This is a genomic window from Citrobacter sp. S46_ASV_140 (assembly GCF_018919545.1).
GTDB lineage: Bacteria > Pseudomonadota > Gammaproteobacteria > Enterobacterales > Enterobacteriaceae > Citrobacter > Citrobacter braakii.
In genome coordinates, this window is sequence record NZ_JAHLRC010000009.1 from 56,910 (window position 1) to 83,493 (window position 26,584).

26 protein-coding genes and 1 other annotated feature are annotated in these 26,584 nt (G+C 52.3%); of the genes, 11 read left to right on the forward strand and 15 right to left on the reverse strand.

The features are described from left to right. Window positions 1-9: 9 nt before the first annotated feature. The gene (gsk, locus tag KQJ19_RS04785; RefSeq protein ID WP_016152086.1) at window positions 10-1,314 is read right to left on the reverse strand and encodes an inosine/guanosine kinase; all 1,305 of its coding nucleotides are present in this window, start codon (window positions 1,312-1,314) and stop codon (window positions 10-12) included. A 152-nt stretch (window positions 1,315-1,466) separates the two neighbouring features. On the opposite strand from gsk, the gene aes reads away from it, so the two are divergent. Continuing rightward, window positions 1,467-2,426, forward strand: a complete 960-nt coding sequence (gene aes, locus KQJ19_RS04790; RefSeq protein ID WP_204551528.1) for an acetyl esterase — start codon at window positions 1,467-1,469, stop codon at window positions 2,424-2,426. On the opposite strand, the gene hemH is transcribed toward aes, so the two are convergent. From hemH to KQJ19_RS04830, 8 genes are all read right to left on the reverse strand, one after another. Continuing rightward, window positions 2,423-3,385, reverse strand: a complete 963-nt coding sequence (gene hemH / locus KQJ19_RS04795; RefSeq protein ID WP_016152084.1) for a ferrochelatase — start codon at window positions 3,383-3,385, stop codon at window positions 2,423-2,425. The two genes, aes and hemH, sit on opposite strands and share 4 nt — an antisense overlap. Before the next feature lie 180 nt (window positions 3,386-3,565). After that, window positions 3,566-4,210: an adenylate kinase gene (adk, locus tag KQJ19_RS04800; RefSeq protein WP_003021773.1), complete on the reverse strand. Its 645-nt coding sequence runs from the start codon at window positions 4,208-4,210 to the stop codon at window positions 3,566-3,568. Between the two features lie 232 nt (window positions 4,211-4,442). Continuing rightward, window positions 4,443-6,317 (reverse strand): molecular chaperone HtpG, encoded by a 1,875-nt coding sequence (htpG, locus tag KQJ19_RS04805; protein WP_016152083.1) that lies wholly within the window; start codon window positions 6,315-6,317, stop codon window positions 4,443-4,445. A gap of 110 nt (window positions 6,318-6,427) precedes the next feature. Beyond that, window positions 6,428-7,033 (reverse strand): recombination mediator RecR, encoded by a 606-nt coding sequence (gene recR / locus KQJ19_RS04810; RefSeq protein ID WP_016152082.1) that lies wholly within the window; start codon window positions 7,031-7,033, stop codon window positions 6,428-6,430. Beyond that, on the reverse strand, window positions 7,033-7,362 hold the full coding sequence (locus KQJ19_RS04815) for a YbaB/EbfC family nucleoid-associated protein (protein WP_003021764.1): 330 nt from the start codon (window positions 7,360-7,362) through the stop codon (window positions 7,033-7,035). Before KQJ19_RS04815 ends, recR begins: the two co-directional genes overlap by 1 nt. Before the next feature lie 58 nt (window positions 7,363-7,420). Further along, a complete protein-coding gene (gene dnaX / locus KQJ19_RS04820; RefSeq protein ID WP_181546131.1) occupies window positions 7,421-9,349 on the reverse strand; it encodes a DNA polymerase III subunit gamma/tau in 1,929 nt (642 codons plus the stop codon). Continuing rightward, window positions 8,024-8,088: a sequence feature (DnaX frameshifting element), on the reverse strand. (Overlaps the previous gene by 65 nt.) A gap of 118 nt (window positions 9,350-9,467) precedes the next feature. Further along, window positions 9,468-10,019, reverse strand: coding sequence for an adenine phosphoribosyltransferase (gene apt, locus KQJ19_RS04825; RefSeq protein ID WP_006685676.1), 552 nt, complete (start codon window positions 10,017-10,019; stop codon window positions 9,468-9,470). 193 nt (window positions 10,020-10,212) lie between these two features. Beyond that, window positions 10,213-10,590, reverse strand: a complete 378-nt coding sequence (locus KQJ19_RS04830; RefSeq protein ID WP_029139439.1) for a DUF454 family protein — start codon at window positions 10,588-10,590, stop codon at window positions 10,213-10,215. A gap of 69 nt (window positions 10,591-10,659) precedes the next feature. Here KQJ19_RS04830 and priC point away from each other — a divergent pair, with 69 nt between their 5' ends. Together priC and rsmS are read left to right on the forward strand one after the other, a co-directional pair. Then, entirely contained in the window at window positions 10,660-11,187 is a 528-nt protein-coding gene (gene priC / locus KQJ19_RS04835; RefSeq protein WP_016152078.1) for a primosomal replication protein N'', read from the forward strand. A gap of 14 nt (window positions 11,188-11,201) precedes the next feature. Next, entirely contained in the window at window positions 11,202-11,363 is a 162-nt protein-coding gene (gene rsmS, locus KQJ19_RS04840; RefSeq protein WP_019076177.1) for a pleiotropic regulatory protein RsmS, read from the forward strand. A 74-nt stretch (window positions 11,364-11,437) separates the two neighbouring features. Here rsmS and mscK read toward each other — a convergent pair whose 3' ends face one another. Next, window positions 11,438-14,803, reverse strand: a complete 3,366-nt coding sequence (gene mscK / locus KQJ19_RS04845) for a mechanosensitive channel MscK (RefSeq protein ID WP_200046356.1) — start codon at window positions 14,801-14,803, stop codon at window positions 11,438-11,440. Window positions 14,804-14,930: 127 nt separating this feature from the next. Next, window positions 14,931-15,581 carry a multidrug efflux transporter transcriptional repressor AcrR gene (gene acrR, locus KQJ19_RS04850; protein WP_016152075.1) on the reverse strand — a complete coding sequence of 217 codons (651 nt, stop codon included), beginning with the start codon at window positions 15,579-15,581 and terminating at the stop codon, window positions 14,931-14,933. A gap of 141 nt (window positions 15,582-15,722) precedes the next feature. Here acrR and acrA point away from each other — a divergent pair, with 141 nt between their 5' ends. From acrA to KQJ19_RS04880, 6 genes are all read left to right on the forward strand, one after another. Next, window positions 15,723-16,916 carry a multidrug efflux RND transporter periplasmic adaptor subunit AcrA gene (acrA, locus tag KQJ19_RS04855; RefSeq protein ID WP_016152074.1) on the forward strand — a complete coding sequence of 398 codons (1,194 nt, stop codon included), beginning with the start codon at window positions 15,723-15,725 and terminating at the stop codon, window positions 16,914-16,916. A gap of 22 nt (window positions 16,917-16,938) precedes the next feature. Continuing rightward, entirely contained in the window at window positions 16,939-20,088 is a 3,150-nt protein-coding gene (gene acrB, locus KQJ19_RS04860; RefSeq protein WP_016152073.1) for an efflux RND transporter permease AcrB, read from the forward strand. 488 nt (window positions 20,089-20,576) lie between these two features. Beyond that, complete coding sequence (gene tomB / locus KQJ19_RS04865) at window positions 20,577-20,951, forward strand: Hha toxicity modulator TomB (RefSeq protein ID WP_019076175.1); 375 nt, start codon at window positions 20,577-20,579, stop codon at window positions 20,949-20,951. 27 nt (window positions 20,952-20,978) lie between these two features. Next, the gene (locus tag KQJ19_RS04870) at window positions 20,979-21,197 is read left to right on the forward strand and encodes an HHA domain-containing protein (protein ID WP_002892050.1); all 219 of its coding nucleotides are present in this window, start codon (window positions 20,979-20,981) and stop codon (window positions 21,195-21,197) included. 180 nt (window positions 21,198-21,377) lie between these two features. Then, window positions 21,378-21,929 carry a maltose O-acetyltransferase gene (gene maa / locus KQJ19_RS04875; RefSeq protein ID WP_016152072.1) on the forward strand — a complete coding sequence of 184 codons (552 nt, stop codon included), beginning with the start codon at window positions 21,378-21,380 and terminating at the stop codon, window positions 21,927-21,929. Window positions 21,930-22,045: 116 nt separating this feature from the next. Beyond that, window positions 22,046-22,516, forward strand: coding sequence for a YlaC family protein (locus tag KQJ19_RS04880; RefSeq protein WP_016152071.1), 471 nt, complete (start codon window positions 22,046-22,048; stop codon window positions 22,514-22,516). Between the two features lie 78 nt (window positions 22,517-22,594). On the opposite strand, the gene ykgO is transcribed toward KQJ19_RS04880, so the two are convergent. Both ykgO and KQJ19_RS04890 read right to left on the reverse strand, forming a co-directional pair. Further along, window positions 22,595-22,735, reverse strand: a complete 141-nt coding sequence (ykgO, locus tag KQJ19_RS04885; RefSeq protein WP_005125190.1) for a type B 50S ribosomal protein L36 — start codon at window positions 22,733-22,735, stop codon at window positions 22,595-22,597. A 1-nt stretch (window position 22,736) separates the two neighbouring features. After that, window positions 22,737-22,997: a type B 50S ribosomal protein L31 gene (locus KQJ19_RS04890; protein ID WP_016152070.1), complete on the reverse strand. Its 261-nt coding sequence runs from the start codon at window positions 22,995-22,997 to the stop codon at window positions 22,737-22,739. Between the two features lie 188 nt (window positions 22,998-23,185). Here KQJ19_RS04890 and KQJ19_RS04895 point away from each other — a divergent pair, with 188 nt between their 5' ends. Then, entirely contained in the window at window positions 23,186-24,739 is a 1,554-nt protein-coding gene (locus tag KQJ19_RS04895; protein ID WP_047501906.1) for an EAL domain-containing protein, read from the forward strand. A gap of 51 nt (window positions 24,740-24,790) precedes the next feature. Here the strand turns inward: KQJ19_RS04895 and KQJ19_RS04900 are convergent, their stop codons facing one another. Together KQJ19_RS04900 and KQJ19_RS04905 are read right to left on the reverse strand one after the other, a co-directional pair. Next, a complete protein-coding gene (locus tag KQJ19_RS04900; protein ID WP_003831033.1) occupies window positions 24,791-25,144 on the reverse strand; it encodes a DUF1428 family protein in 354 nt (117 codons plus the stop codon). A 64-nt stretch (window positions 25,145-25,208) separates the two neighbouring features. Further along, complete coding sequence (locus KQJ19_RS04905; RefSeq protein ID WP_016155872.1) at window positions 25,209-25,838, reverse strand: membrane protein; 630 nt, start codon at window positions 25,836-25,838, stop codon at window positions 25,209-25,211. A gap of 87 nt (window positions 25,839-25,925) precedes the next feature. On the opposite strand from KQJ19_RS04905, the gene KQJ19_RS04910 reads away from it, so the two are divergent. After that, window positions 25,926-26,584 (forward strand): aminotransferase class I/II-fold pyridoxal phosphate-dependent enzyme (locus KQJ19_RS04910; RefSeq protein ID WP_216403391.1); only part of this gene is annotated, 659 nt, incomplete at its 3' end.

Consider the following 26,584-nt stretch of genomic DNA (forward strand, 5'->3'; position numbering starts at 1 on the left):
GTGCATGATTTAACGATCCCAGTACGACTCTTCGAGGCTATCTTCGCGTTCCGGCAAACCGCGCGTCAGGCGCGGGGAATGCTGGTTCAGCACCTGATAACTCACGCGATTCGCATATTTACACACCTGGGCTAACGACGAATAGGTCAGCCAGGTGAACTTGTGCTTGCTGGAGTTAGGCACGTTGCTGCGGTGATAGCTGTTAGCGGTAATATCATGCAGCAATGCCGCCAGCGCGCCGTCGCCAGCGCCGTTGGTATTCATGATCTTCTCTGGCCCGCCCATATACGGTGCGATGTGCGAATACACACGCAGCGGATTGGTACAATCTTTATGGCGCATGGCGCGGCTAAACTCGTACTGGTTGAATTCGGCAATGGCCCCAGGCAGCAGCGGATGCTGGGTTTTACGTTTGACTTCTTCTTCCGTAAAGCCCGCCATATAAAGACCCGCCGGACCCGCTGTGCACAGCACCAGATCCACCCAATCCAGCGCCTTGTCGGACGCCAGCAGCGGATCGTTTTCGCCGGTCAGCGCTTCGGCCTCTTCTTCATTCATCGCCAGAATTGAGACATGCTCTTTCAGGAATGCCTGCCACCACTGCGGATTATCGGCAATGACAAATTTGGTGCCCAGCGTCAGTACCACCGGTACATTGTGTTTTTTAGCAAATTCGATCGCCTTCATGGTCGCTTCCGGCATTGGCTCGCCCGGCTCGCAGCGCACCAGATAGGACGTCAGCACCAGCGCGGACGCTCCGGCAATCACCGATTCAGGGATGCTATCCGCCCGCAGCTTGTTCATATGCCCAGGGCTGATTGCAAAGGTACGCTCACCGGACTCGCCAATCAGCGTAAAGCAGCGACCAATCGGTCCATCTACGCCCTGCAGGTAGTTCAGATCGGTACGACTGGAGGTATTGCATAAATAGCGGTACGCATAGCTGCCAATCTCGATATTGCTGCACATCACACCCAGCAGCACCGAGCGGTCATCCGCCAGCACGGAGTAGTTGTGCATCGTATTACCGATAGTACCGCCCGCAAACTGATGGGTGATCAAATTTTCACGCACCAGTTCCTGGTAGAGCGCTTCAGCGACATCATCTGCAATCACCAGAGAGTGCCCGGCGCTTAATCCATAACGTTTTACAAAGTTATCATCAACTTTGGCTTCAATATCCACCAGCGTCTGGTCAATACCCACCACCCAGGCTGCGCTGGTTTCATTTTCTGGCTGAATTTGTTGCAGCAACGGATCGCGCGCGCTGACGGGGAAATAGTGTTTGGATTTACGTTTACCGGGAAATTTCATGGTCGATTTTACGGGTGGTTAGCTGAGCGATGCATGGTAGCACATTCCCCGCTGCGCATGCGATGCGGCGCTGAGTTTCAATATCGGACGGTGAGATCGCAGTTTATCCGGGATGAATTTCTACAATAACTCACCTTCACAAGGAGCGCTTTATGAAGCCGGAAAACAAGATCCCCGTACTCGACAACATTTCGGATGAAATGAAAAGTGTGGTGAATTTTCATCGCGAAGATTTGCCGCCGTGGCCCGCTGCCGATGACTTTGTGGCCCAGCGTAAACACTACATTCATGAACGGCAGTTGTGGAATGCCGATGCCCCACAGATGAATACCCGAGAATGCGTTATTTCCACCGCATGCGGCCCCGTTGCCACACGAATTTACGCTCCGCAGCCCCATAGCCAGGCGACGCTATATTACCTGCACGGCGGCGGTTTTATTCTCGGTAATCTGGATACCCACGATCGCATTATGCGTTTACTGGCGCGCTATACGCAGTGCACAATAATTGGCATCGACTATTCGCTTGCGCCAGAGGCCCGCTACCCGCAAGCCATCGAAGAGATTGTCGCCGTCTGTCAGTACTTTTATCAGCACGCTGGCGATTATTCCCTTAATGTGAATCATATTGGTTTTGCGGGCGATTCCGCCGGGGCCATGCTGGCGCTTGCCAGCGCGTTGTGGTTGCGGGATAAACACATTGCCTGCGGCAAGGTGGCTGGCGTGCTGTTGTGGTATGGGCTTTACGGCCTGCAGGATTCACTGAGCCGACGGCTAATGGGCGGAGCCTGGGATGGTTTAACTCGCGAGGATCTGCAGATGTACGAAAACGCGTACCTGCGTAGCGCCGACGATCGTGAATCACCGTACTATTGCCTGTTTAATAACGACCTGACGCGCGACGTACCGCCGTGTTTTATCGCCGGTGCGGAGTTTGATCCGCTGATTGACGATAGCCGCTTATTATTCCAGACGCTACAGGCGCATCAGCAGCCCTGCCAGTACAAAATGTACCCCGGCACGTTGCACGCCTTCCTGCACTATTCGCGGATGATGAAAACCGCCGACGATGCGTTGCGGGAGGGCGCGCGTTACTTCAGAGCGCAGCTTTAACGGTAGGCTGCGGTCAGTTTAACCATCATTTCGATATGTTCCGGTGTGGCATTCAGCGCCGGAATATACTCATATTGCTTACCGCCTGCCTCAAGGAAAATCTCCCGGTTTTGCACCGCTATCTCTTCCAGCGTTTCGAGACAATCAGCCGCGAAGCCTGGACACATGACCTGGATATGTCGGGTCCCTTTCTCCGCCAGCATTTTTAACGTTTCATCGGTATATGGCGTTAACCACGGTTCACGGCCAAAGCGAGACTGGAAGGTCATCATCACTTTTTCCGGCGGCAAGCCAAGCGCTGAAACCAGCTCACGAGTCGTATCGCGGCAGCGCTGCGGGTAGTCATCGCCTTCATCGGCGTAGCGCTGCGGAATGCCGTGGTAGGAAAGCAGCAGCAAATCGGGTTCACCATGTTGAGCAAATGAATCACGGGCGCTCTTGGCCAGCGCATCAATGTAGCTGCTGTCATCGGCGTAATCACGAATAAATGAGATGCCAGGAATACTGCGTTTACGCGCTAAGATTCGCGCCAGTTCGTCCCAGACGGCCGCCACGGTAGAACAGGAATATTGCGGGTACAGCGGTAACACCACCATGTGTTCAACTCCGCTTGCCAGCAGTTCATCGACCGCGCTTTCAAGCGACGGTGAACCGTAGCTCATCCCCAGCGCGACAGGCGTATTTGGCAGACGTTGCGCCAGCGCCTGCTGTTGCGCCTTGCTGTAGACCATCAGCGGGGAACCGTCTTCCATCCAGATTGACTGGTACAGCTTTGCCACACGTGGCGCACGCAGCGGCAAAATCACACCACGCAGCAGCGGCCACCACAGCGCAGGTGACGTATCGACTACGCGTTGATCGCTTAAAAACTGGCGCAGGTAGCGCTTAACGGCTTCGGGGGTTGGGGCATCGGGAGTGCCGAGGTTTGCCAGCAGGATACCGGTTTTCGTCTGACGCATTACCGCCTCTTATCGATTCAAATTGTTGATAATTGTAGCGGAAAAGCGATAAAGAAGAACTAATTGCTGTGAAAGGTAAGACGAGAATTTGCCTGATGGCGCTGCGCTTATCAGGCCTACATAAAATCGTAGGCCGGATAAGGTGTTGACACCGCCATCCGGCATTGATTGCGCTAAAACTTAACCGAGGATTTTTTCCAGCGCTGCGCGAACGTCAGCCACAGCCTGGGTGCCGTCAACTTTCGCGTATTTGGTGTTACCCGCCTGCGCTTCTTTAGAGTAGTAGCCGATCAGCGGAGCGGTCATCTGATGGTATTCCACCAGGCGCTTACGTACGGTCTCTTCCTGATCGTCTTTACGGGTGGTCAGCTCTTCGCCGGTCACGTCGTCTTTGCCTTCAACCTTAGGCGGGTTGAATTTGATGTGGTAAACGCGGCCAGAAGCAGCGTGTACGCGACGACCCACGATACGGTCAACGATCAGCTCGTCCGGAACGTCGAATTCAAGAACGTAGTCCACGTTGATGCCTGCTTCTTTCATGGCATCAGCCTGCGGAATAGTACGCGGGAAGCCATCAAGCAGGAAACCATTACGGCAGTCTTCCTGAGCAATACGCTCTTTTACCAGCGCGATCACCAGCTCATCAGTCACCAGCTTACCGGCGTCCATGATGTCTTTCGCTTGTTTGCCCAGCTCGGAGCCAGATTTCACGGCAGCACGCAGCATATCACCGGTGGAGATTTGCGGAATACCATACTTCTCCATGATGAACTGAGCCTGAGTTCCTTTACCCGCGCCCGGAGCGCCAAGCAGAATGATACGCATTACGAAAATCCCCTTAAAGGTTGTCGATATTTTTTAAAAAGCGCTAAACGATACCACCATCACGCAATTGGCTCAAGGAAGACGCCCGACGCTGAAACGGTTAACGGTGGGAAAATTAAAAATGAGGAGAGAAAATGCCGGATCGCGGTGTAAACACCGTATCCGGCCAGGGATCGACGAGATGGTGTAAGCCGGACACGCGTTAGCATCATCCGGCATTACCTTACGGCTATCAGGACACCAGCAACTGGTTCATACGACGAATGAACTGGTTTGGATCTTCCAGCGTGCCGCGTTCAGCAAACAGCGCCTGATCCAGCAGCAGTTCAACCCACTCTTTGAACTGTGCTTCGTCCTGGGTATCCGCCGTGCGTTTGACCAGCACGTGGTCTGGGTTGAGTTCAAAGATATATTTCACTTCCGGTACGGCCTGGCCAGCAGCAGCGAACAGTTTCGCCATCTGGGTGCTCATTTCGTCCGCATCGGTGGTAACGATGGCCGGCGTGTCGGTCAGACGGTGAGTCAGACGCACTTCTTTTACGCGATCGCCCAGCAGGGTTTTCACGCGCTCAACGAACGGCGTCAGCGCTTTTTCCGCTTCTTTTGCCGATTCGTCAACGTCATCCGCCAGCTTGTCGATGGACTCGTCAGCTTTGGCTACGGACTGGAATGCCTTACCGTCGAACTCGGTCAGGTAGTTCATCATCCACTCATCGATACGGTCAGAAAGCAGCAGCACTTCGATGCCTTTCTTACGCAACAGTTCCAGGTGCGGGCTGCTCTTCGCCGCCGCATAGCTGTCTGCGGTGATGTAGTAGATTTTCTCCTGCCCTTCTTTCATACGCGACACGTAGTCTTCCAGCGACACGGTTTGTGCGGAGGAGTCAGTGTGCGTGGACGCGAAGCGCATCAGCTTAGCGATCGTTTCCTGGTTAGCGTTGTCTTCCGCCGGGCCTTCTTTCAGCACCAGGCCGAACTGTTTCCAGAAGGTCTGGTATTTTTCCGCGTCGTCTTTCGCCAGTTTTTCCAGCATCTGCAGTACGCGTTTGGTCAGCGCGCTACGCAGGTTACGGGTGACGGTGCTGTCCTGCAGGATCTCACGAGAAACGTTCAGCGGCAGATCGTTAGAATCTATCAGGCCACGCACAAAGCGCAGGTAATTCGGCATAAACTGCTCGGCGTCGTCCATAATGAACACGCGCTGAACGTACAGTTTCAGACCATGCTTGTGATCGCGGTTCCACATATCCCACGGAGCCTGAGACGGGATGTACAGCAGGCTGGTGTACTCCTGCTTACCTTCCACACGGTTATGACTCCAGGTCAGCGGATCAGTGAAGTCGTGCGCGATATGTTTGTAGAATTCGTTGTACTCGTCGTCTTTGATTTCCGACTTGTTACGGGTCCACAGCGCCTGCGCCTTGTTGATCTTTTCCCAAGAAACCACGGTCTCGCCGTCTTTCTCTTCGGATTTTTCGATCTCTACCGGCAGCGCGATATGGTCGGAATATTTGCTGATGATGGAACGTACGCGCCAGTCATCAAGGAACTCGTCTTCGCCTTCGCGCAGATGCAGCGTGATTTCGGTGCCGCGATCGTCTTTGGTGATGTCGGCAACGGTGTACTCACCTTCACCCGCAGATTCCCAGAACACACCATTTTCCGGTTTATCGCCCGCTGCGCGGGTACGCACGGTGACTTTATCCGCCACGATGAACGCAGAGTAGAAGCCAACCCCGAACTGGCCGATCAACTGGCTGTCTTTCGCCTGATCGGATCCCATGGATTCAAGGAAAGATTTAGTACCGGATTTCGCAATGGTCCCCAGATGATCGATAACGTCATCGCGGTTCATCCCCACGCCGTTATCGGCAATGGTCAACGTACGCTTATCTTTATCGAAGGAAACACGCACACGCAGCTCACCGTCACCTTCATACAGGTCCGGGTTAGACAGTGCGCGAAAACGCAGCTTGTCTGCCGCATCCGAGGCGTTAGAGATAAGCTCACGCAGGAAGATTTCTTTATTGGAATACAGAGAATGGATCATCAGGTGCAGAAGCTGTTTTACTTCTGACTGAAAACCACGAGTTTCTTGTCCTTTCATGTAGGTCTACCTCAACAATGCCATCTTCAATGGTAAAAACAGGTTGAGGGTGAAATGGGGACAAGCGGGAAGGATTTCAAGCGGAAGCCGCCGTCGCGGCCTCCGTTTGTTCAGAATTTAATCTTGTGTCGTCCTGCCAGAGAGTGCGACAGCGTGGTGCCATCGACCATTTCCAGCTCGCCACCAACCGGAACGCCATGGGCGATACGGCTGGCTTCAACGTCATATTGCATGCAAAGCTCAGCAATATAGTTGGCGGTCGCCTCTCCTTCGACCGTGGGATTGGTCGCCAGGATCAGTTCGCTGATTTGCTCAGATGCCAGCCGCTGCTCAAGACGATCCAGCCCGATATCATCAGGGCCAATACCGTCCAGCGGCGACAGGTGTCCCATCAGCACGAAGTAACGTCCAGAAAATTGCCCGGTTTGCTCAATGGCGTAGATGTCCGCCGGACTCTCCACCACGCAAATCTGACCGTTTTCCTGGCGACGCGGGTTCGAGCAGATGTTGCAGACGTCCTGTTCTGTGAATGTGCGGCAATCGGCACAGTGGCCGATTTCCGACATCGCCTTCGTTAACGCCTGCGCCAGACGCATCCCGCCGCTGCGATCGCGCTGAAGCAGCGTGAACGCCATGCGCTGCGCAGACTTCGGGCCAACGCCCGGCAGACAGCGCAGAGCTTCCATAAGCTGAGTTAACAGCGGGCTGGTTTGCATCAGAACGGCATCTTAAAGCCAGGCGGCAGCTGCATTCCGGAGGAAACAGAGGCCATCTTCTCTTTCTGCGTCTCTTCAATACGGCGCGCGGCGTCGTTGAATGCCGCAGCAACCAAGTCTTCCAGCATCTCTTTGTCGTCTTCCAGCAGGCTTGGATCGATCTCCACACGACGGCAGTTATGCGCGCCGTTGATGGTTACTTTTACCAGACCCGCGCCAGATTCGCCGGTCACTTCCAGCTTGGCGACTTCTTCCTGCATCTGCTGCATTTTTTCTTGCATCTGCTGGGCCTGTTTCATCAGGTTACCCAGACCGCCTTTACCAAACATAGGCTTCTCTCTCAATCACGTTAAGGGATGACGACCGTCAAACCGTAAGGGCTGACGATCAAATGGGGCGAATACTCTCTTCGTCCAGGTCCGCATCGAAAAAACGACGCAGCGTCTGAATGTTATTATCCGCAATAATCGACTCACGCGCCTGCGCGAGTTTCTCTTCATAAATGGCCTGACGCCACTCCAGCGGCGTGCGCACCGCTGGATTATCATCTTCAACGATGGTCAATTCAACCGTTGACCCTGTTAAGGAACTCAATGCTTCGGCCAGTTTTTGCTGCGCGCCGCTGGAGTTAAGGTGTCGCTGCGTGGAACGCAGGTGCAGGCAAACCACGTTGCCATTCTCTTCTTTCCAGGCATTAAGCGCCACCTGCTCCACCAGTTTAGGCAGCGAGAGCTGGCTTACCTGTGCGGCCCACGGGTCGCGTTCGATGGCCTCAGCCGCCAGCTTTGCCGCCAGTTCTGGCGTTTTTTCATGCTCAAGTGCTTTTTTCAGCGCTTTCGGCGTAGCGACGACTTCTTTGACTTCTGCAACAGGATTGGTCGCTTTCCAGCGATACGCTTCTTTCTTCGCTGGCGCTTTTTCCAGCGCAGAGACCGCTGGACGCGCCTGAACACGTTCCGACACCGAAGCCAGTCTTTCCAGCGCAGCATTATTCACCGGCCGCGCGCGGGAAGCGGCTGCCGGTTCACTCTTTTTTGGTTTGGTTGCTCCCTGAGCGCGTTGCAGCTGGCTGCGTGCCGCCAGCACCTGGCTGGTAGCATCGGAGAGCGGCACATTCTGTTGCTGTTGCGCTGCCGCAGGCTGCTGCGGCACCTGCGTCGGGTTCATCACCGCAGTGGGTGCGACCGGGGCAAACGAGTGTCGCGGGGCTTCAGGTTCCGGGAGCGGCATGCGCGGATGAAAAGCCAGCGCACGTAGCAGCGTCATTTCAACGCCCATTCGCCTGTCCGGCGCATACGGCAGTTCTTTGCGCCCGATTAACAGGGTCTGGTAGTAAAGCTGCACATCGGTTGGCGGGACGATTCGCGCCAGTTCGCGCATACGCTGTTCAATAGCGGCCATATCGCTGCCGAGCGCGGCAGGTGAAAGCTGAACCATGGCAATACGATGCAGCAGAGCCGACATCTCAACCAGTAGCGCTTCCCATTCAATACCGCGCGCGGCGGCATCGTTCACCAGCGTCATAACGCGTTCGCCGTCCGCAGCCACAACCGCTTCAACCAGCGAAAGCGCCTGGTCGTCGTCCAGCGTACCAAGCATGGTGCTGACCGCGTCGGTCGAGACCTGACCATCGCCGCTGGCGATCGCTTGATCGGTCAGGCTCAGCGCATCGCGCAGGCTGCCGTCCGCGGCGCGAGCCAGCAGTTGCAACGCACGTGGCTCATGGGCGATATGCTCTTCTTTGAGGATATGCTCAAGTTGATGGCGAATCTGTTCGACATCCAACGCTTTAAGATGGAATTGCAGACAGCGCGACAGGATAGTCACCGGCAGCTTCTGCGGATCGGTAGTCGCCAGCAGGAACTTAACGTGCGCGGGCGGCTCTTCGAGCGTTTTCAGCAAGGCGTTAAAACTGTGGCGCGACAGCATGTGCACTTCGTCGATCAAATAGACCTTAAAGCGACCGCGCGCTGGCGCGTACTGGACGTTATCCAGCAGGTCACGGGTGTCTTCGACTTTGGTGCGTGAGGCGGCGTCGATTTCAATCAGATCGACAAAGCGCCCCTGCTCGATTTCACGGCAGTTATCACACACGCCGCACGGCGTAGCGGTGATGCCGGTTTCACAGTTTAATCCCTTCGCCAGCAAACGGGCGATTGACGTTTTCCCGACGCCACGGGTGCCGGAAAACAAATAAGCATGATGAATACGCCCTAACGACAAGCCGTTCGCCAGTGCCGTCAGCACATGTTCCTGGCCGACGACGTCAGCAAAGGTTTGTGGGCGCCATTTTCGGGCTAAGACCTGATAACTCATTGGCAGGCTCTGAAAGGCTGGAGGGTGGATTCACAGGGAGATAATGCTAACACAACCTCGCAGCGACGGCGAGGTTGTGTGTCTCGGTATTAATCTGCCGAGATAAGATAGCCCGAAATTAGTGGCCCGGGAATGGAACCAGGCTATAACAGGTCAGCCCCTGCTTTTCCAGACGCTGCTCGCCGCCCAGATCAAACAGGTTAATGATAAATGCAGCATCGGTCACTTCACCACCCAGACGGCGGATCAGTTTCACGGTCGCTTCAATCGTGCCGCCGGTTGCCAGCAGGTCGTCCACAACCAGGACTTTATCGCCAGGTTTGATGGCATCAACGTGGATTTCCAGTTGATCGGTGCCGTATTCCAGCTCATAGCTCTCAGCAATAACTTCACGCGGAAGCTTACGGGGTTTACGTACCGGAACAAAACCAACGCCCAGACCCAACGCTACCGGCGCGCCAAACAGGAAGCCACGCGCTTCGGTACCAACCACTTTAGTGATACCCGCATTTTTGTAGCGTTCAACCAGCAATTCAATACTGAGGGCGTAGGCTTTCGGGTCTTCCAGTAAACTGGTGACATCACGAAAAAGAATGCCCGGTTTTGGGTAATCGTGGATGCTTTTGATGCTATTTTTGAGAAACTCAAGCTGCTGTGCAGTCGCGGTCATAAGTTTGTGCCTGATTAATACAGTATTACTTCACGGCGCACTATACACTTCATCCTCGACGTATCTTGAATGATTTTGTGTCTGTATAAGAGCCAAGGTTATATTTGCTTAACCTTTGACCACCTGCGCCTGTGCTCGAAAACGGTCGAATTTACTGGCTGTGAGAGACAATTGCAACAGCGTTTATTGCGCTTTACTGCTTTTGTTGTTTTTCATCAATCACCGGGATCCGCCACATAAAAATCAGTAAACAGGCGAGAATAACCAGCAGCAGGCCGCGTACCCACATCATATTGACCAGCCACAGTGAAATACTAAACGTTACCAGGATCAACAAAATAGCGCGCGGCTTTGCTCCCGGAGGCATCGCGCGGTGTTTTTGCCAGTGGCGCAGATACCCGCCGAACCACGAACGGTACAGCAACCAGTCGTGAAAACGCGGCGACGAGCGAGCAAAACACCAGGCGGCCAGCAAGATAAACGGCGTTGTCGGCAACAGAGGCAATACAACGCCCAGCGTTCCTAACACTACCGCTATCCAGCCTATGATGATTAGAATAATGCGTTGCATAATATGAATACTTAACACAGAGAATCGCTACTTTATCATAACAGTTCTCATTTTCATCGGAGTGTTGTCGTGAAAACCGTCATGCTGCTTCAGACGCTCGAAAACCAGCTTAACCGCTTGCGGCAGCGTTGTGCCCCACTGGCACACCATGCCACGCTTAGCGCCCGCTTTGACAGGCATCTGTTTCACACCCGCAGCACGTTGCTACAGGCCTGTCTGGATGAAGCTGATGATAATCTCACTGCTCTACGTCGCGCAGTTGAACAGCAACAACTACCACAAATTACCTGGCTTACGGAACACCTTGCCTCACAGTTAGAGGCGATTTCACGTGAAACCGCCAGTTGGTCGCTCCGGGAGTGGGACAGCGCCTCTCCTGGCCTGGCGCGCTGGCAGCGTAAGCGAGTTCAACATCAGGAGTTTGAGCGCCGCCTGGTTGAAATGACGCGTGAACGTAAAGAACGCCTGGCACAGGTTACGGGCTTTGAAGAACAGCAAAAACTGCATCGCGAAGTAGAGGCATTCGAAGCACGACTGGCACGCTGTCGTCATGCACTGGCAAGAATAGATAACGTGCTGGCGCGTTTAACCCGCTAATCCCCGGAGAATTTATGTCATTAGAGAACGCCCCAGATGAAGTCAAACTGGCCGTCGATTTGATTGTCCTGCTTGAAGAGAATCAGATGGAGCCTGAAACAGTTCTGAAAGCACTGGAGATTGTGAAGCAGGATTACGAGAAGAAACTGCTCTCTTTATCTAAAAAAGAGCGGTAACTGAAAACCTGATGGCGTTGCACTTATCAGGCCTACGAATGAATCGAAGCTCGCAGGCCTGATGATTATTTCTGTTAACCTACCGAAGGCGTCGGATCGTCACCTTTAATGATGTCACGCTTAACCTCGGTCACGGTGTCACCTTTCGCGTTATGCAGGTGAACTTCGAGCTGGTTAAAGGCGATATCAATGTCATTTTCACGGCACAAACGATCGACCGCCCGGTTAAGTTCATCAACCGTGTGGCTACGATCGCGCAATTCACGCACGTATAAACGCAGCTCATGATCCAGCGTGCTGGCACCGAAGGCGGTAAAGAACACTGCAGGCTCCGGATCGTGCATCACTTTCGGGTGTTCTGTCGCCGCCTGCAACAGCACCTTCTTCACTTTGTCCAGATCCGAACCATAGGCCACGCCAATGCGGATCACCAGACGCGTGGTGGTATCGGAGAGCGACCAGTTGATCAAACGCTCCGTCACGAATGCTTTGTTCGGGATGATCACCTCTTTGCGATCGAAGTCAGTAATGGTGGTGGCACGGATACGGATCTTGCTGACCGTTCCGGAGAACGTACCGATGGTCACGGTATCGCCGATGCGTACCGGGCGTTCAAACAGAATAATCAGACCGGAAACAAAGTTACCGAAAATTTCCTGCAAGCCGAAACCAAGACCAACCGAGAGAGCAGCGGCCAGCCACTGTAGCTTATCCCACGAAACGCCGAGCGATCCGAAGACCGTCATCGCACCAATGGCGATGATGGCGTAATTCAGGATCGTGGTGATCGCATAAGAAGCCCCCTGGCGCATCTTCAGTCGCGAGAGCACCAGCACTTCCAGCAGGCCGGGTAAGTTGCGGATCAGCGCCCACGCGACCATTGACGCAATAATCGCAAACAACAGGCTGCCCATGGTGACGTCTTTCACCACTGCCGCACCCGCTTCGGTGCCGTTGTAATGCCAGAGCGTTATGCTGTCGAGATAGCTGAACACGGTGATCAAATCAGACCAAATGGCCCAGAACAGAACACCAAACAGGGCAACCATCACCAGCATGGTTATACGCAGCGTTTGCTGATTAACCTGTTCCAGCGCAATAGTCGGTTCTTCCTGCGGCTCTGCGCCTTCGGCCCCTTCTTTCACCAGGTTCTGACGACGCGCTAACGCACGACGCCAGGCGATACGGCGAGCCGCTACGCTCAACCCTCGCAGCACCGTCTGGTACAGCAGATTCCAGAGGATAACCAGATAGACCGTTTCAATCCAGCGGCCCGCCAGGCGCAGCGTGGTGTAGAAATACCCTGTCGCCGTCAGCACCATTAATGCAATCGGAATAATAGACAGCACGGTAATAGTGACCAGACGCAGACCATGCGACTCTTTGTCACGCCAGCTTTCGCGGCACATTGGCCATACCAGGAAGGCGATCAGCAGCAGGTTGAGGAAAATGACCACCTGGCCAAGCACATCGTCCATCAAATTAAGCGGCGACAGCTCAGCAATGACCGACCAGAAGTTAAGCGGCAACAGCGCAAGGCTAATACGCACAATCTGGCGACGCCAGTGGCTGGTCTGCTTCGCTGGCATGCCAAAATGACGTATCGCCACACCATCTTTTTCCAGCACCTTCCAGCACAGACCAAACACCAACCAGAAGATGGTCATCTTCTTACTGAACGCCCACAGCAGGTCGCTAATATTCAGCTGCATAGTCAGCAGAATCAGACCCACCGCGAGGATAATCAGACACGCCGGCAAGGCTCTGATGAGATCGATCAGAATCGCTTTTGGCGTATTAAGCTGACTGTCATTGCGCAGGTTCCCCACCGCGGCGGCTAATGTTGCCTGATAATCCTTCAGCCACTTCAAACGCCAACGGATTAACCCAGCGATAAGCAGCAGCGGCAGCCCTGCCAGGAACGCAATAAACACGGCGGGCCAGGCTTTTTCCCAGTTCACCGTGATTTTCATCGACTTAAACTGGTCTTTTAGGGTTTGCGGGAAGGCTTTGATCCAGTCCCAGTCCATCGGACGGTTACTGTTAACCCAGAAGATTTGCTGCGTGAGGATCTCTTTCAGGTTTTTCGACACGCTCATTAACTGCTGCTGGTTGATTTGCAGATTAATCGCCATCATCAACTGGTTGCCCAGCTGCTTATTTAGCTGATCCAACAGTTCACGACGCATATCCACGACCTGCAGCAGGGCATCATGGACTTCAGGGTTAACGTCGTTGCTGTGTCCTTCTTCCAGTTTGGCGACAAACGCATCATTCTGGAACAACGTATCGCGCTGCTGGTTGACTTCGAACTGCTCCAGACGCAAATCGGCGATCCGGTTGGTCATATCGGCAAGCTCATCCGCCGACGGCAGCGTTTGTTGTTGCTGATATAAAATGCGCGACAGCAGCAGACTGCCTTTCAGAACGGCGATCTGCTCTTTAATGTTGCGTTCGGATTGCATCGCGCGATCAAGCCAGTTTTTGACCTTGATATTTTGCTGCATCAGGCTGTTGCCGTTTTCAGTCGCGGCAATCAGGCGCTGGCTGAGCTGATGGTTAACATCAAGCTCCTGCTTCACTAACGGATTGGACTGAATACGCTCGGCTTCGTCCGGTGTTACCGCTTCCTGTGCCGTCTTTTCGGTTAACGTCAGTCGTTTGCTGTTCACCGCCTCTTGCAGGAGCTGGAGCTGGTGTTCAAGGCGGTTACTGTGCGCCGTCACATAATCGCGTTGTTTTTGCAGGGTATCCTGCAAAACGGTATTCCCTTCGAGGCTCTTACGCTGCTGGTCGATCTGCGCGTTCAGCAACGCTTGCTGCGCCTGCAGCAGCACCTGCTGGCTGGGGCGTAAAGCCGCCTCTCCCACAGTGGTGCCATCGAGTCGATTGCGGATTTGCTGCATCTGTTGCGATGCGGTGTACATCGCATTTTGTACGCGTTCTGGCTGTGTCTGCAGCGATACCAGTTGGCTGTTGTAAGCGGCCAGATCGTTTTGCGAGCTTTGCAGGTCATCCAAGACCTGCGACACGCGCGACTCAAGCTGTCGTAAGGAGAGCGTACTCAGCGTTTTTCGCGTTTCATCGTCATTATCGACATCACTAAGCGAATTTAGCGCATCCGTCGCCTGACGCATTTTCTCCGGTGCCTGGGCAACTTTTTGCCGAAGCTGTACGGTTTCATCCTTCACACGATCGATTTTATCCAGCGTGGCAATGGTATCGATGAGATCCTGTTGAACCAGCTTATCCTGTGCGGAGAGATCTTTTTGTTTATTCAGCGTGTCTAACTGGCTCTGAATATCCGCTTTCGTCGGCAGTTCACCACTCTGTTGCGCCCGCGCAAATGCAGATGACTGGCAGGATAGCAAAAGAATGAAGAAAAGAATGGTAATAGCAATAAGATGCTGTGAACGTTTATAGAGCTGCAACATAGTCATGAGAATGAAGGTTTCTGAACCGGAAAAGTGACCGAAAATAGTCAAGCGGCAAGAATATCACGGCTGTGACCGGCAGAATAGCAGGAGGCAAAATGACCAGGAGAATTCCTGGTACAGACCCAGAGAGTTAACAGGTTTCCGCTACGTTAACCCGCAAGGTTGGGCAGAGAAGACACATCTCAAGCAGCACGGCGACGTATTCCCGTGCCTCTTTTTTCAGATCAAAAGATTCAGGGGCAAATAACCAGTTCTCGATAATTCCGGTAACATAACTACGCAGCAGCACCGCCACGCGACGCGTGTTCAGATTTTCCGGCAGCATGTTGGCGTTCATGCAGTGCCGCAATGTTTGTTCGATACGGTCGTAATTTTCAATACACAGACTACGTTGAGCTAGCTGAACTGAGGCCATTTCCCCGACAAATTCGCATTTGTGGAATATAATTTCCAACAATAAACGTCGGCGTTCTTCTGTCACGGTAGCTTCAAGAACGTAAATTAAAATTTCTCTTAATACTGATAGTGGATCGTCGGGGAATTTTGCCTGATACTCAGTCTCTAACTCATCAATGTTAGGTTTTGCTAGCTCCCAGATTTCACTGAATAAATCCGATTTGTTTTTGAAATGCCAATAGATCGCGCCGCGCGTGACACCAGCGGCTGCTGCGATCTCCGCAAGCGAGGTGGATGATACCCCTTGTTGCGAAAACAAACGCAGAGCGACATCGAGAATGTGCTGTCGAGTTTCCTGTGCTTGTTGTTTGGTTTTTCGTGCCATAGGTCAGTGAATTTACAGGCGTTAGATTTACATACATTTGTGAATGTATGTACCATAGCACGACGATAATATAAACGCAGCAATGGGTTTATGGGCTTTCAGCCATTGATCAATTTGAAATCGGACACTCGAGGTTTACATATGAACAAAAACAGAGGGTTAACGCCTCTGGCAGTCGTTCTGATGCTCTCAGGCAGCTTAGCGCTAACAGGATGTGACGACAAACAGGCCCAACAAGGGGGCCAGCAGATGCCAGAGGTTGGAGTTGTTACGCTCAAAACTGAACCTCTACAGATAACAACCGAACTCCCGGGTCGCACCAGTGCGTATCGCATTGCAGAAGTTCGTCCTCAGGTTAGCGGTATTATCCTGAAGCGTAATTTCACGGAAGGTGGTGACATCGAAGCGGGTGTATCTCTCTATCAGATTGATCCTGCTACTTACCAGGCCGCTTATGAAAGCGCAAAAGGCGATCTGGCAAAAGCACAAGCCGCAGCAAATATCGCTCAACTGACGGTTAAACGTTATCAGAAACTGTTGGGTACTAAGTACATCAGTCAACAGGATTACGATAGTGCACTGGCAGACGCACAGCAGGCGAACGCCTCCGTTGTCGCCGCGAAAGCCGCGGTAGAAACTGCACGCATCAATCTGGCTTATACCAAAGTAACGTCGCCGATCAGCGGCCGCATTGGTAAATCATCCGTTACTGAAGGCGCTCTGGTGCAAAACGGTCAGGCAACCGCACTGGCAACCGTTCAGCAGTTGGATCCCATCTATGTCGACGTGACGCAGTCAAGCAACGATTTCCTGCGCCTGAAACAAGAGTTGGCCAACGGCACGCTGAAGCAGGAAAACGGTAAAGCGAAAGTCGAACTGGTGACCAATGACGGCATTAAATTCCCGCAGTCCGGTACGCTGGAATTTTCTGATGTCACGGTAGATCAAACCACCGGGTCGATTACGTTACGCGCAATCTTCCCTAACCCGGATCACACCTTACTGCCGGGTATGTTCGTCCGTGCTCGTCTGGAAGAAGGGACTAACCCAACTGCATTACTGGTTCCACAGCAAGGCGTTACCCGCACACCGCGTGGCGATGCCAGTGCATTGGTTATCGGTGCAGACAACAAAGTTGAAACCCGTCAAATTGTTGCCGCACAAGCGATTGGCGACAAATGGTTAGTCACTGATGGACTTAAACCGGGCGACCGCGTGATTGTCACTGGGCTGCAAAAAGTACGTCCTGGCGCGCAGGTAAAAGCGCAGGAAATCACCGCTGATAACAACCAGCAAGCTGCAAGCGGTAGCCAGCCTGAACAGTCCAAGTCTTAACTTAAACAGGAGCCGTTAAGACATGCCTAATTTCTTTATCGATCGCCCAATATTTGCGTGGGTGATCGCCATTATCATCATGTTGGCAGGGGGGCTCGCGATCCTCAAATTGCCGGTAGCGCAATATCCGACTATTGCACCGCCAGCAGTGACGATCTCCGCGACCTACCCTGGCGCTGATGCCAAAACAGTACAGGATACTGTTACGCAGGTTATCGAACAGAATATGAACGGTATCGATAACCTGATGTACATGTCCTCAAACAGTGACTCCACGGGTACCGTGCAGATCACGCTTACCTTTCAGTCTGGTACTGATGCGGATATCGCGCAGGTACAGGTGCAGAACAAACTGCAGCTGGCAATGCCGCTTCTACCGCAGGAAGTACAACAACAGGGTGTGAGCGTTGAGAAATCATCCAGTAGCTTCCTGATGGTTGTCGGCGTAATCAACACCAACGGCACCATGACGCAGGAGGATATTTCCGACTACGTGGGCGCCAACATGAAGGACGCCATCAGCCGTACTTCAGGTGTGGGTGATGTTCAGCTGTTCGGTTCCCAGTACGCGATGCGCATCTGGATGGATCCGAACAAACTGAATAACTTCCAGCTGACGCCGGTTGATGTGATCAGCGCCATCAAAGCGCAGAACGCCCAGGTTGCAGCCGGTCAGTTAGGCGGTACGCCGCCGGTGAAAGGCCAGCAGCTTAACGCTTCGATCATCGCGCAAACCCGTCTAACCTCCGCCGATGAGTTCAGCAAAATTCTGCTGAAAGTGAATCAGGACGGTTCCCAGGTGCGCCTGCGTGACGTAGCGAAAGTCGAACTGGGTGGCGAGAACTACGACATCATTGCGAAGTTCAACGGTAAACCGGCATCCGGTCTGGGTATCAAGCTGGCGACAGGCGCTAACGCCCTGGACACCGCAAACGCTATCCGCGATGAACTGAAGAAGATGGAACCGTTCTTCCCGTCAGGTCTGAAGATCGTTTACCCGTATGACACCACGCCGTTCGTGAAAATCTCTATTCACGAAGTAGTGAAAACGCTGGCGGAAGCCATCATCCTCGTGTTCCTGGTAATGTATCTGTTCCTGCAGAACTTCCGCGCGACGCTGATTCCGACTATCGCCGTGCCGGTGGTGCTATTGGGTACGTTTGCCGTCCTTGCGATTTTCGGCTTCTCGATAAACACGCTGACGATGTTCGGGATGGTGCTCGCCATCGGCCTGTTGGTGGATGACGCCATCGTTGTGGTCGAGAACGTTGAACGTGTAATGGCTGAGGAAGGGCTACCACCGAAGGAAGCAACACGTAAATCGATGGGCCAGATTCAGGGCGCACTGGTTGGTATCGCTATGGTGCTGTCAGCGGTATTTATTCCGATGGCCTTCTTCGGGGGATCTACCGGTGCAATTTACCGTCAGTTCTCCATCACCATTGTTTCGGCGATGGCGTTATCAGTCCTGGTGGCATTGATTCTGACCCCTGCCCTGTGTGCGACCATGCTCAAACCGGTTGCTAAAGGCGATCACGGAGAAGGCAAAAAAGGTTTCTTTGGCTGGTTTAACCGCATGTTCGATAAGAGCACGCACCATTACACCGACAGCGTGGGCGGAATTCTGCGCAGCACCGGTCGTTATCTGGCGCTGTATCTGATCATCGTCGTGGGTATGGCCTATCTGTTTGTTCGTCTGCCAAGCTCGTTCCTGCCGGATGAAGACCAGGGGGTATTCCTGTCAATGGCTCAGCTGCCAGCGGGTGCAACGCAAGAGCGTACCCAGAAGGTGCTGGACGAAATGACGGATTACTATCTGACCAAAGAAAAAGCGAACGTTGAATCGGTGTTTGCCGTTAACGGCTTCGGTTTTGCAGGACGTGGTCAGAACACCGGTATCGCATTCGTGTCTCTGAAAGACTGGAGTGAACGTCCAGGCGAAGAGAACAAGGTTGAGGCAATTACTCAACGTGCGATGGGCGCATTCTCGCAGATTAAAGACGCGATGGTCTTTGCTTTTAACCTGCCAGCGATTGTGGAGTTAGGGACCGCGACCGGTTTCGACTTCCAGCTGATTGACCAGGCAGGTTTAGGTCATGAGAAGCTGACTCAGGCGCGTAACCAGCTGTTTGGTGAAGTTGCGAAACATCCTGATCTGTTAGTCGGCGTACGTCCTAACGGTCTGGAAGATACGCCGCAGTTCAAGATCGATATCGATCAGGAAAAAGCGCAGGCTCTGGGTGTATCCATTAGTGATATTAATACAACGCTGGGTGCAGCATGGGGCGGAAGCTACGTAAATGACTTCATCGACCGTGGTCGTGTGAAGAAAGTTTACATCATGTCTGAAGCGAAATACCGTATGTTGCCGGAAGATATTGGAAACTGGTATGTCCGCGGCAGCGATGGACAGATGGTACCGTTCTCCGCCTTCTCTACCTCACGTTGGGAATATGGTTCACCGCGTCTGGAACGCTATAACGGTCTGCCTTCCATGGAAATCTTAGGCCAGGCCGCACCGGGTAAAAGTACCGGTGAAGCCATGGCAATGATGGAGGAACTGGCCAGCAAACTGCCATCCGGTATCGGCTATGACTGGACCGGTATGTCCTACCAGGAACGACTGTCCGGCAACCAGGCCCCTGCTCTGTATGCAATTTCACTGATTGTCGTATTCCTGTGTCTGGCGGCATTGTACGAGAGCTGGTCAATTCCGTTCTCCGTCATGCTGGTGGTACCGTTAGGTGTTATCGGTGCATTGCTGGCGGCAACGTTCCGCGGCCTGACCAACGACGTTTACTTCCAGGTAGGCCTGCTCACAACCATTGGGTTGTCGGCGAAGAACGCGATACTTATCGTCGAATTCGCCAAAGACTTGATGGATAAAGAGGGTAAAGGTCTGATAGAGGCGACGCTGGATGCGGTCCGCATGCGTTTACGTCCGATCCTGATGACATCGCTGGCCTTTATTCTGGGCGTAATGCCGCTGGTTATCAGCTCCGGCGCAGGCTCCGGCGCGCAGAACGCCGTTGGTACTGGCGTAATGGGCGGGATGGTGACGGCAACCGTGTTGGCTATCTTCTTTGTTCCGGTGTTCTTTGTGGTGGTACGCCGCCGCTTTAGCCGCAAAAGTGAAGATCTTGAGCATAGCCACTCAGTAGACCATCATTGATAGATCTCTAAAGATAAGGCCGCGCAAGCGGCCTTTTTTCTGGAAAAATCATAAAAATCACTTATTGCTATTTCGTTTATTTTCTCCAGGGTAAATAAGCGATATAATCCCTGTAGCCTTAAAGGCTATTCTTAAAAAAACATTGAGAGTTCTTATTTACTTTAATAAATATTAAGATTATTCCTGGTAAGCGGTTCACATTGTCGATTGTTACCTTTCGTTGCTAAACCTAATCAAGATAACTCGATGATTGCCCGAAGAATAAAGAAATTGTCCGATTCCGAATAACCGCATTTATCTGTTAAAATGTAAAAATGACCTGACATCATAAGTTTGCATAATTGTAATTTTTCGTGATATGACGATGAAATCTTTTTTAGACTAGATTATAGTTAAATCATCAGGAGTCGCGGGCAAGTTCCAGGTAGTCTGTTGTATCCATCCCGAAGGTGTTCGGTTAGTTTAAGCCACGAAGAAGGGGATGCGTTATGGATGAATACTCACCCAAAAGACATGATATCGCGCAGCTTAAATTTCTCTGCGAAACCCTGTATCATGACTGTCTTGCAAACCTTGAACAAAGTAACCATGGCTGGGTTAATGACCCTACCTCTGCCACCAGCTTGCAGCTCAATGAACTGATAGAGCATATTGCAACCTTCGCACTTAATTATAAAATTAAGTACAATGAGGACAATAAGCTGGTCGCGCAGATAGATGAATACCTGGATGACACTTTTATGTTGTTCAGCAGTTATGGTATTAATACGCAGGATCTGCAGAAATGGCGGAAGTCAGGTAATCGACTGTTTCGCTGTTTTGTCAATGCCACCAGGGCTAATCCTGTTAGTTTGTCTTGTTAAAAATTATTACAATCATAGGTAAGATTTATGTCCGATAAACCATTAACTAAAACTGATTATTTGATGCGCCTGCGACGTTGTCAGACAATTGACACACTTGAGCGCGTTATTGAAAAAAATAAATATGAATTGTCCGACAACGAACTGGCTGTATTTTACTCAGCAGCAGATCACCGCCTTGCTGAATTGACTATGAATAAGCTCTACGACAAGATTCCAACTTCTGTTTGGAAATTCATTCGCTAATTGCTCACGGGTTAAGTCAGGTATAGCGGTACATTTGTCTGGCTGACCATTTTCGTATTTACAATGGTTATTTAAATCAAATCACGTGACTACGATCACAGCGAAGAAGCGGGAACGTTCCCCTTGTTTGCATTGCGTTTTACTGTGTTGAAATGACCTCCAGTACACAGGAAATTCGTAATGAGTAATGAAAAGCAAAAAATGATCGCCGGTGAACTTTATCGCCCGGCGGATGAAACATTGCGCCACGACCGACTACGCGCTCGTCAGCTGACCCATCGCTACAATCTCACCGCTCCCGATGAAAAAAATGCGCGACAAGCTATCCTGCATGAGCTGTTGGGCCAGAGCGAAGGGGCTTACATTGAACCCTCTTTTCGTTGTGATTACGGCTATAACATTTATCTCGGTAAAGAATTTTACGCCAACTTCGACTGCGTTATGCTCGACGTCTGCCCGATCCATATTGGCGACAACTGCATGTTAGCCCCAGGAGTCCATATTTATACCGCCACCCACCCGCTGGATGCCACCGAGCGAAACAGTGGCATGGAGCTCGGCAAACCCGTGACTATTGGCAACAACGTCTGGATAGGTGGACGCGCAGTGATAAACCCTGGCGTAACGTTGGGTGATAACGTGGTTGTGGCCTCAGGCGCGGTGGTCACGAAAAGCGTTCCGGCAAACTGCGTGGTTGGGGGCAATCCCGCCAGGATTATTAAAACGCTGTGATCTTAAATGTAACTGTTATGATAAATTGTGGTTAATCTGTTACTTTCTTCACAAGGTATCCCCTTTTAAAATAGGGCGATCGCATCTGAATATCGCAGACACCACAAAGGCAAGAGATGACAGAAATACAGCGCCTGCTTACCGAAACCATCGACGACTTAAATATTCGCGAAAAGCGCGACAACAAACCGCGCTTTAGCATCAGCTTTATTCGCAAACATCCCGGCTTGTTCATCGGCATGTATGTTGCGTGGTTTGCCACGCTGGCGGTGATGCTGCAGTCAGAAACGTTAGTCGATTCAGTATGGCTGCTGGTGGTTCTGTTCGTCATACTCAACGCGTTTTTCTTTTTCGACGTTGCGCCGCGATACCGCTTTGAAGATATCGACGTACTGGATTTCAGAGTTTGCTATAACGGGGAATGGTATAACACGCGCTTTGTCCCCCCTTCACTCATCGATACCATCCTGCACTCACCTTCCGTCGATAGCGAACATAAAGCGCAGCTGCAAAAGATGATATCGCGTAAGGGAGAACTCTCGTTCTACGATGTCTTTACGCTAACCCGCCCCCAGACCAGTCAGTAACGACATCTCAACGCAGATAAAAAAAGTGCGTCCCGATGAAGGAAACGCACTTTAATCCCTGAAATGTTGGTAAAGAAACTAACGTCTTTTTTTACGCCCCTGAACAGCTTTAAAGCGCGGATTCGTTTTGCAGATGACGTACAAACGCCCTTTGCGTTTCACTATCTGGCAGTCAGGATGACGCTGTTTTGCACTACGAAGTGAATTGAGTACCTGCATCTTAACCTCGCTTAGTGCCAATAAAATGACCAAAACGTTTCTGGAAACGTGCTGCACTGCCTTCGTTATCAAAGGTTTTTTGTTTCCCGGTATAGTACGGATGCGATTTGGAAGAGATATCCAGGGTCACGTACGGATACATTTTCCCCTCAAACTCAATCTCACGTTCCGTTTTAATGGTCGAGCCGACCTTAAAAAATTCATTGGCACTGGTATCGTGAAACACCACAGTACGGTAAAAAGGATGAATATCCGGCTTCATGGCAACCTCAATTTGCTACGTTATAACATAACAATCAAAATACACCACTCTTGTATAAATCACAACCTGGTTTACGCGATTAAGAGTTAAACGGGATGATAAGTGGCCGTAAATATATGATGCCAATCGAATAGCTTTTTCGGCTTTCGGATATACTTTCCCTACGCTGTGTTAATAAGGATATCACTGTGATAACACGACATCTGATAAGCCTGGTGACTGGGGTGCTGTTTCTTTCCATCCTCGCGCCCGTAGGTTTAAGCCTGTGGCTGGCGCATCGTCAGGTCGAAACGAAATTTATCGATGAACTCGATATGTTCTCAACCCGAGTCGCATTACGTACGGAACGCGTAGGTGAACAGGCCAAAAAAGCGTTGCGCCATATTGAAGCTTTTCAGGGTGAACCTTGTAGTGAAGAGCATCTGCTTGAAATGCGTCGTTTGTCATATAGCTATCGCTATATTCAGGAAGTGCTGTACCTCAAAGATAACGTTCCACAATGCTCATCCCTGGAAAAAAGAAGCCGGGCAGCCGCGTTTCCTCCAGCAATGAAAATCACGCCCGATGGCTACCACGCATGGTTGACCATGCAAAACGATTTGGGCATCAAGCGTTTTATGGCGGCATTAGGTAGCAAGCATTACGTCGTGATGATCGATCCCGGTTCTTTTATTGATGTCATCCCGTTTGGCTCATGGCCGATTGAAGTCGCTATCCTTGGTACCGCGCGTAACACGGTGGTAGCCAGTAGCACCGATCTGCCACCGGATGTTTTACAACATGTGCAACTAGAGCATTCGATTACCCATCTGCAGAAAGACGGCAGTATTTATAACGCCCGCCCCTTCCCCGAACTGGGCATTACGGTTGTAACCTGGGCATCCACTGTACCTTTGCAAAAAAGCTGGCACCGACAAGCGCTAATCTGGCTGCCGGCAGGGATCCTTCTCGGCTTACTCACCGCAGCCTTTATTCTGCGTATTTTGCGCCGTTTACAGTCCCCTCATCACCAGTTGCAGGACGCTATCCAGCATCGGGATATCAAGGTCTACTACCAACCGATTATCTCGCTCAAAACGGGGAAAGTGGTCGGGGCAGAGGCGCTGGCTCGCTGGCCACAGGCCGACGGGAGCTATCTGTCGCCTGAGATTTTCGTCGCACTGGCGCAAGAGACCGGGCTTTCAGAGCCGCTCACCCGTTTGATTATTGAAAGCGTATTTGACGATTTAGGAAAATGGTTGCGTCAATATCCCCACCAGCATATATCCATTAACCTTGAGTCAGCCGATCTGACCTCCGAAACACTTCCTGCTCTGTTAAGCCAGAAGGTGAACCACTGGCAACTTAAGCCTGCACAAATCGCACTGGAACTGACCGAACGCGAATTTGCCGACCCAAAAAACAGCGCGCCGTTTATTGCTAAATACCGACAGGCAGGCCATTCGATCTATATTGATGACTTTGGTACCGGCTATTCAAGTCTTAGCTATTTGCAGGATCTGGATGTGGATATCCTGAAGATCGACAAATCGTTCGTCGATGCGCTGGAGTACAACAACGTCACGCCGCATATCATCGAGATCGCGAAAACGCTGAAGCTGGAGATGGTGGCAGAAGGTATTGAAACCGAGAATCAGGAAGCCTGGCTACGCCAGCACGGCGTGCAGTACGGTCAGGGCTGGCTTTACAGTAAAGCGCTGCCGAAAGCAGAATTTATTCTGTGGGCAGAAAAACGGCTTTAGCATGGCTGTTGATGGTGAGATGGCTGGCGGCACGCCGCACAGCCAGTCACATCACTCTTCCATAATGGGCGCAAATCCACCGTAGATCATTCGCTTGCCATCAAATGGCATAGATTCACCGAATTCCTTCATACGGGGATCGGACATCATCTTCTGATTCGCCGCATCGCGGACCTCTTTGGAAGGGTATTCAATCCAGCTGAATACAACTTCCTCATGATCCTGCGCTTTCACAGCCATGCGAAAATCGGTCAGTTTGCCGTCGGGGACATCATCTGCCCAGCACTCCACCACGCGCAATGCACCGAACTCCTTGAAAAGCGGAGCTGCTTTTGCCGCCATCGCAATGTACGCCTCCTTGTTTTCAGCGGGTACGGCAACCACAAAGCCATCAACATACTTCATGAGAAAAACCTCCGAAGTGTACTGCGCGGCAAGCCGATTCCGGCCGCGTCAGTCGAGGTTAAGTTTAGTCGCCAGCAGGCGATCGTGCCCCAGGCGCATTCCTGATACGAATACGCGCCTGCGGCTGATGGCAAAACCATGGCAGGCAAATTTGAATCAGCGGCCCGATAGCCAGTGCATACAGCACCGTTCCAAACCCAACGGTTCCCCCCAGCAGCCAACCGATAAGCAACACGGACACTTCGATTGCGGTTCGAATTCGTCGTACTGGCCAGCCGGTACGCGCGTGAATTCCTGTCATCAGACCGTCACGCGGGCCCGCGCCAAAACCGGCACCAATGTACAGAGCGGTTGCTAACGCATTCAGTATCACCGCTGACACCAGCAGCCCGCTGCGCGCCAGCAGGGATTCAAATCCCGGAATCACCAGCAGCGCGACATCTGCCGCCAGCCCAATCATAATCACGTTGCTCAACGTGCCAAACCCTGGGCGCTGGCGTAGCGGTATCCACGCCAGAAGCACCAACACACCCACGGCAATAATCACCACGCCGATATTCATCGACAGTAAATTTGCCACCCCCAGGTGAAACACGTTCCACGGATCGGCCCCTAAATCGGCACGGACAAACATCGCCGTCGACACACCGTACAGCGTCAGCCCGATAAACAGCTGAAGTAAACGACGCAGCATGTTCTTCCCCTCTTACTCTCAGATAACTTTCATCTTCACCGCAATTGGCACTATGATTAATGTCCAGTTTTCAAAAAGTGGACTGCTATGTCATCTCGCCGTTACGGAAGCCAGTCTTTGCAACGCCTGCTCGGACACTGGCAGGAAAGTCCCTCGCGAACGCCCATCTGGCGACAGTTGGCAGAAGCGTTACGTTTGCTGATCCTCGATGGACGACTGGCGCTGGATAGCCGCTTGCCCGGTGAACGAGAGCTCGCTGCCGTTCTGCAAGTCAGCCGAACCACCGTCGCCAGCGCCATGGCGCAACTGCGTGAGGAGGGATATCTGGAAAGCCGACATGGTAGCGGTTCACGGGTGATCCTGCCGGAACACATTCGCCATGTGCCTACGCGGACCAGCACTGGCACAGCGCTTGATTTGTCCACGGCAGCGCTGAGTGCCGGTCCTGAAATTCATCAGGCTTACCAGCAGGCACTGTTCGCAATGCCGCAGCATCTGCTGAGCTCCGGGTATCTACCGCAGGGACTGTCGGTTTTGCGTGAATCCATCGCCCGGCATTATTGCGAACGCGGACTCCCGACGCAGCCCGACGAAATAATGGTCGTGAACGGCGCGGTCAGCGGTCTGGCGTTGATCCTGCGTTTACTCACCGGCCCCGGCGATCGCGTAGTGGTAGATCACCCCACTTATCCGCTGGCCATTGCAGCAATACAAGGGGCGTCATGTCGCCCCGTCGGCGTGTCGCT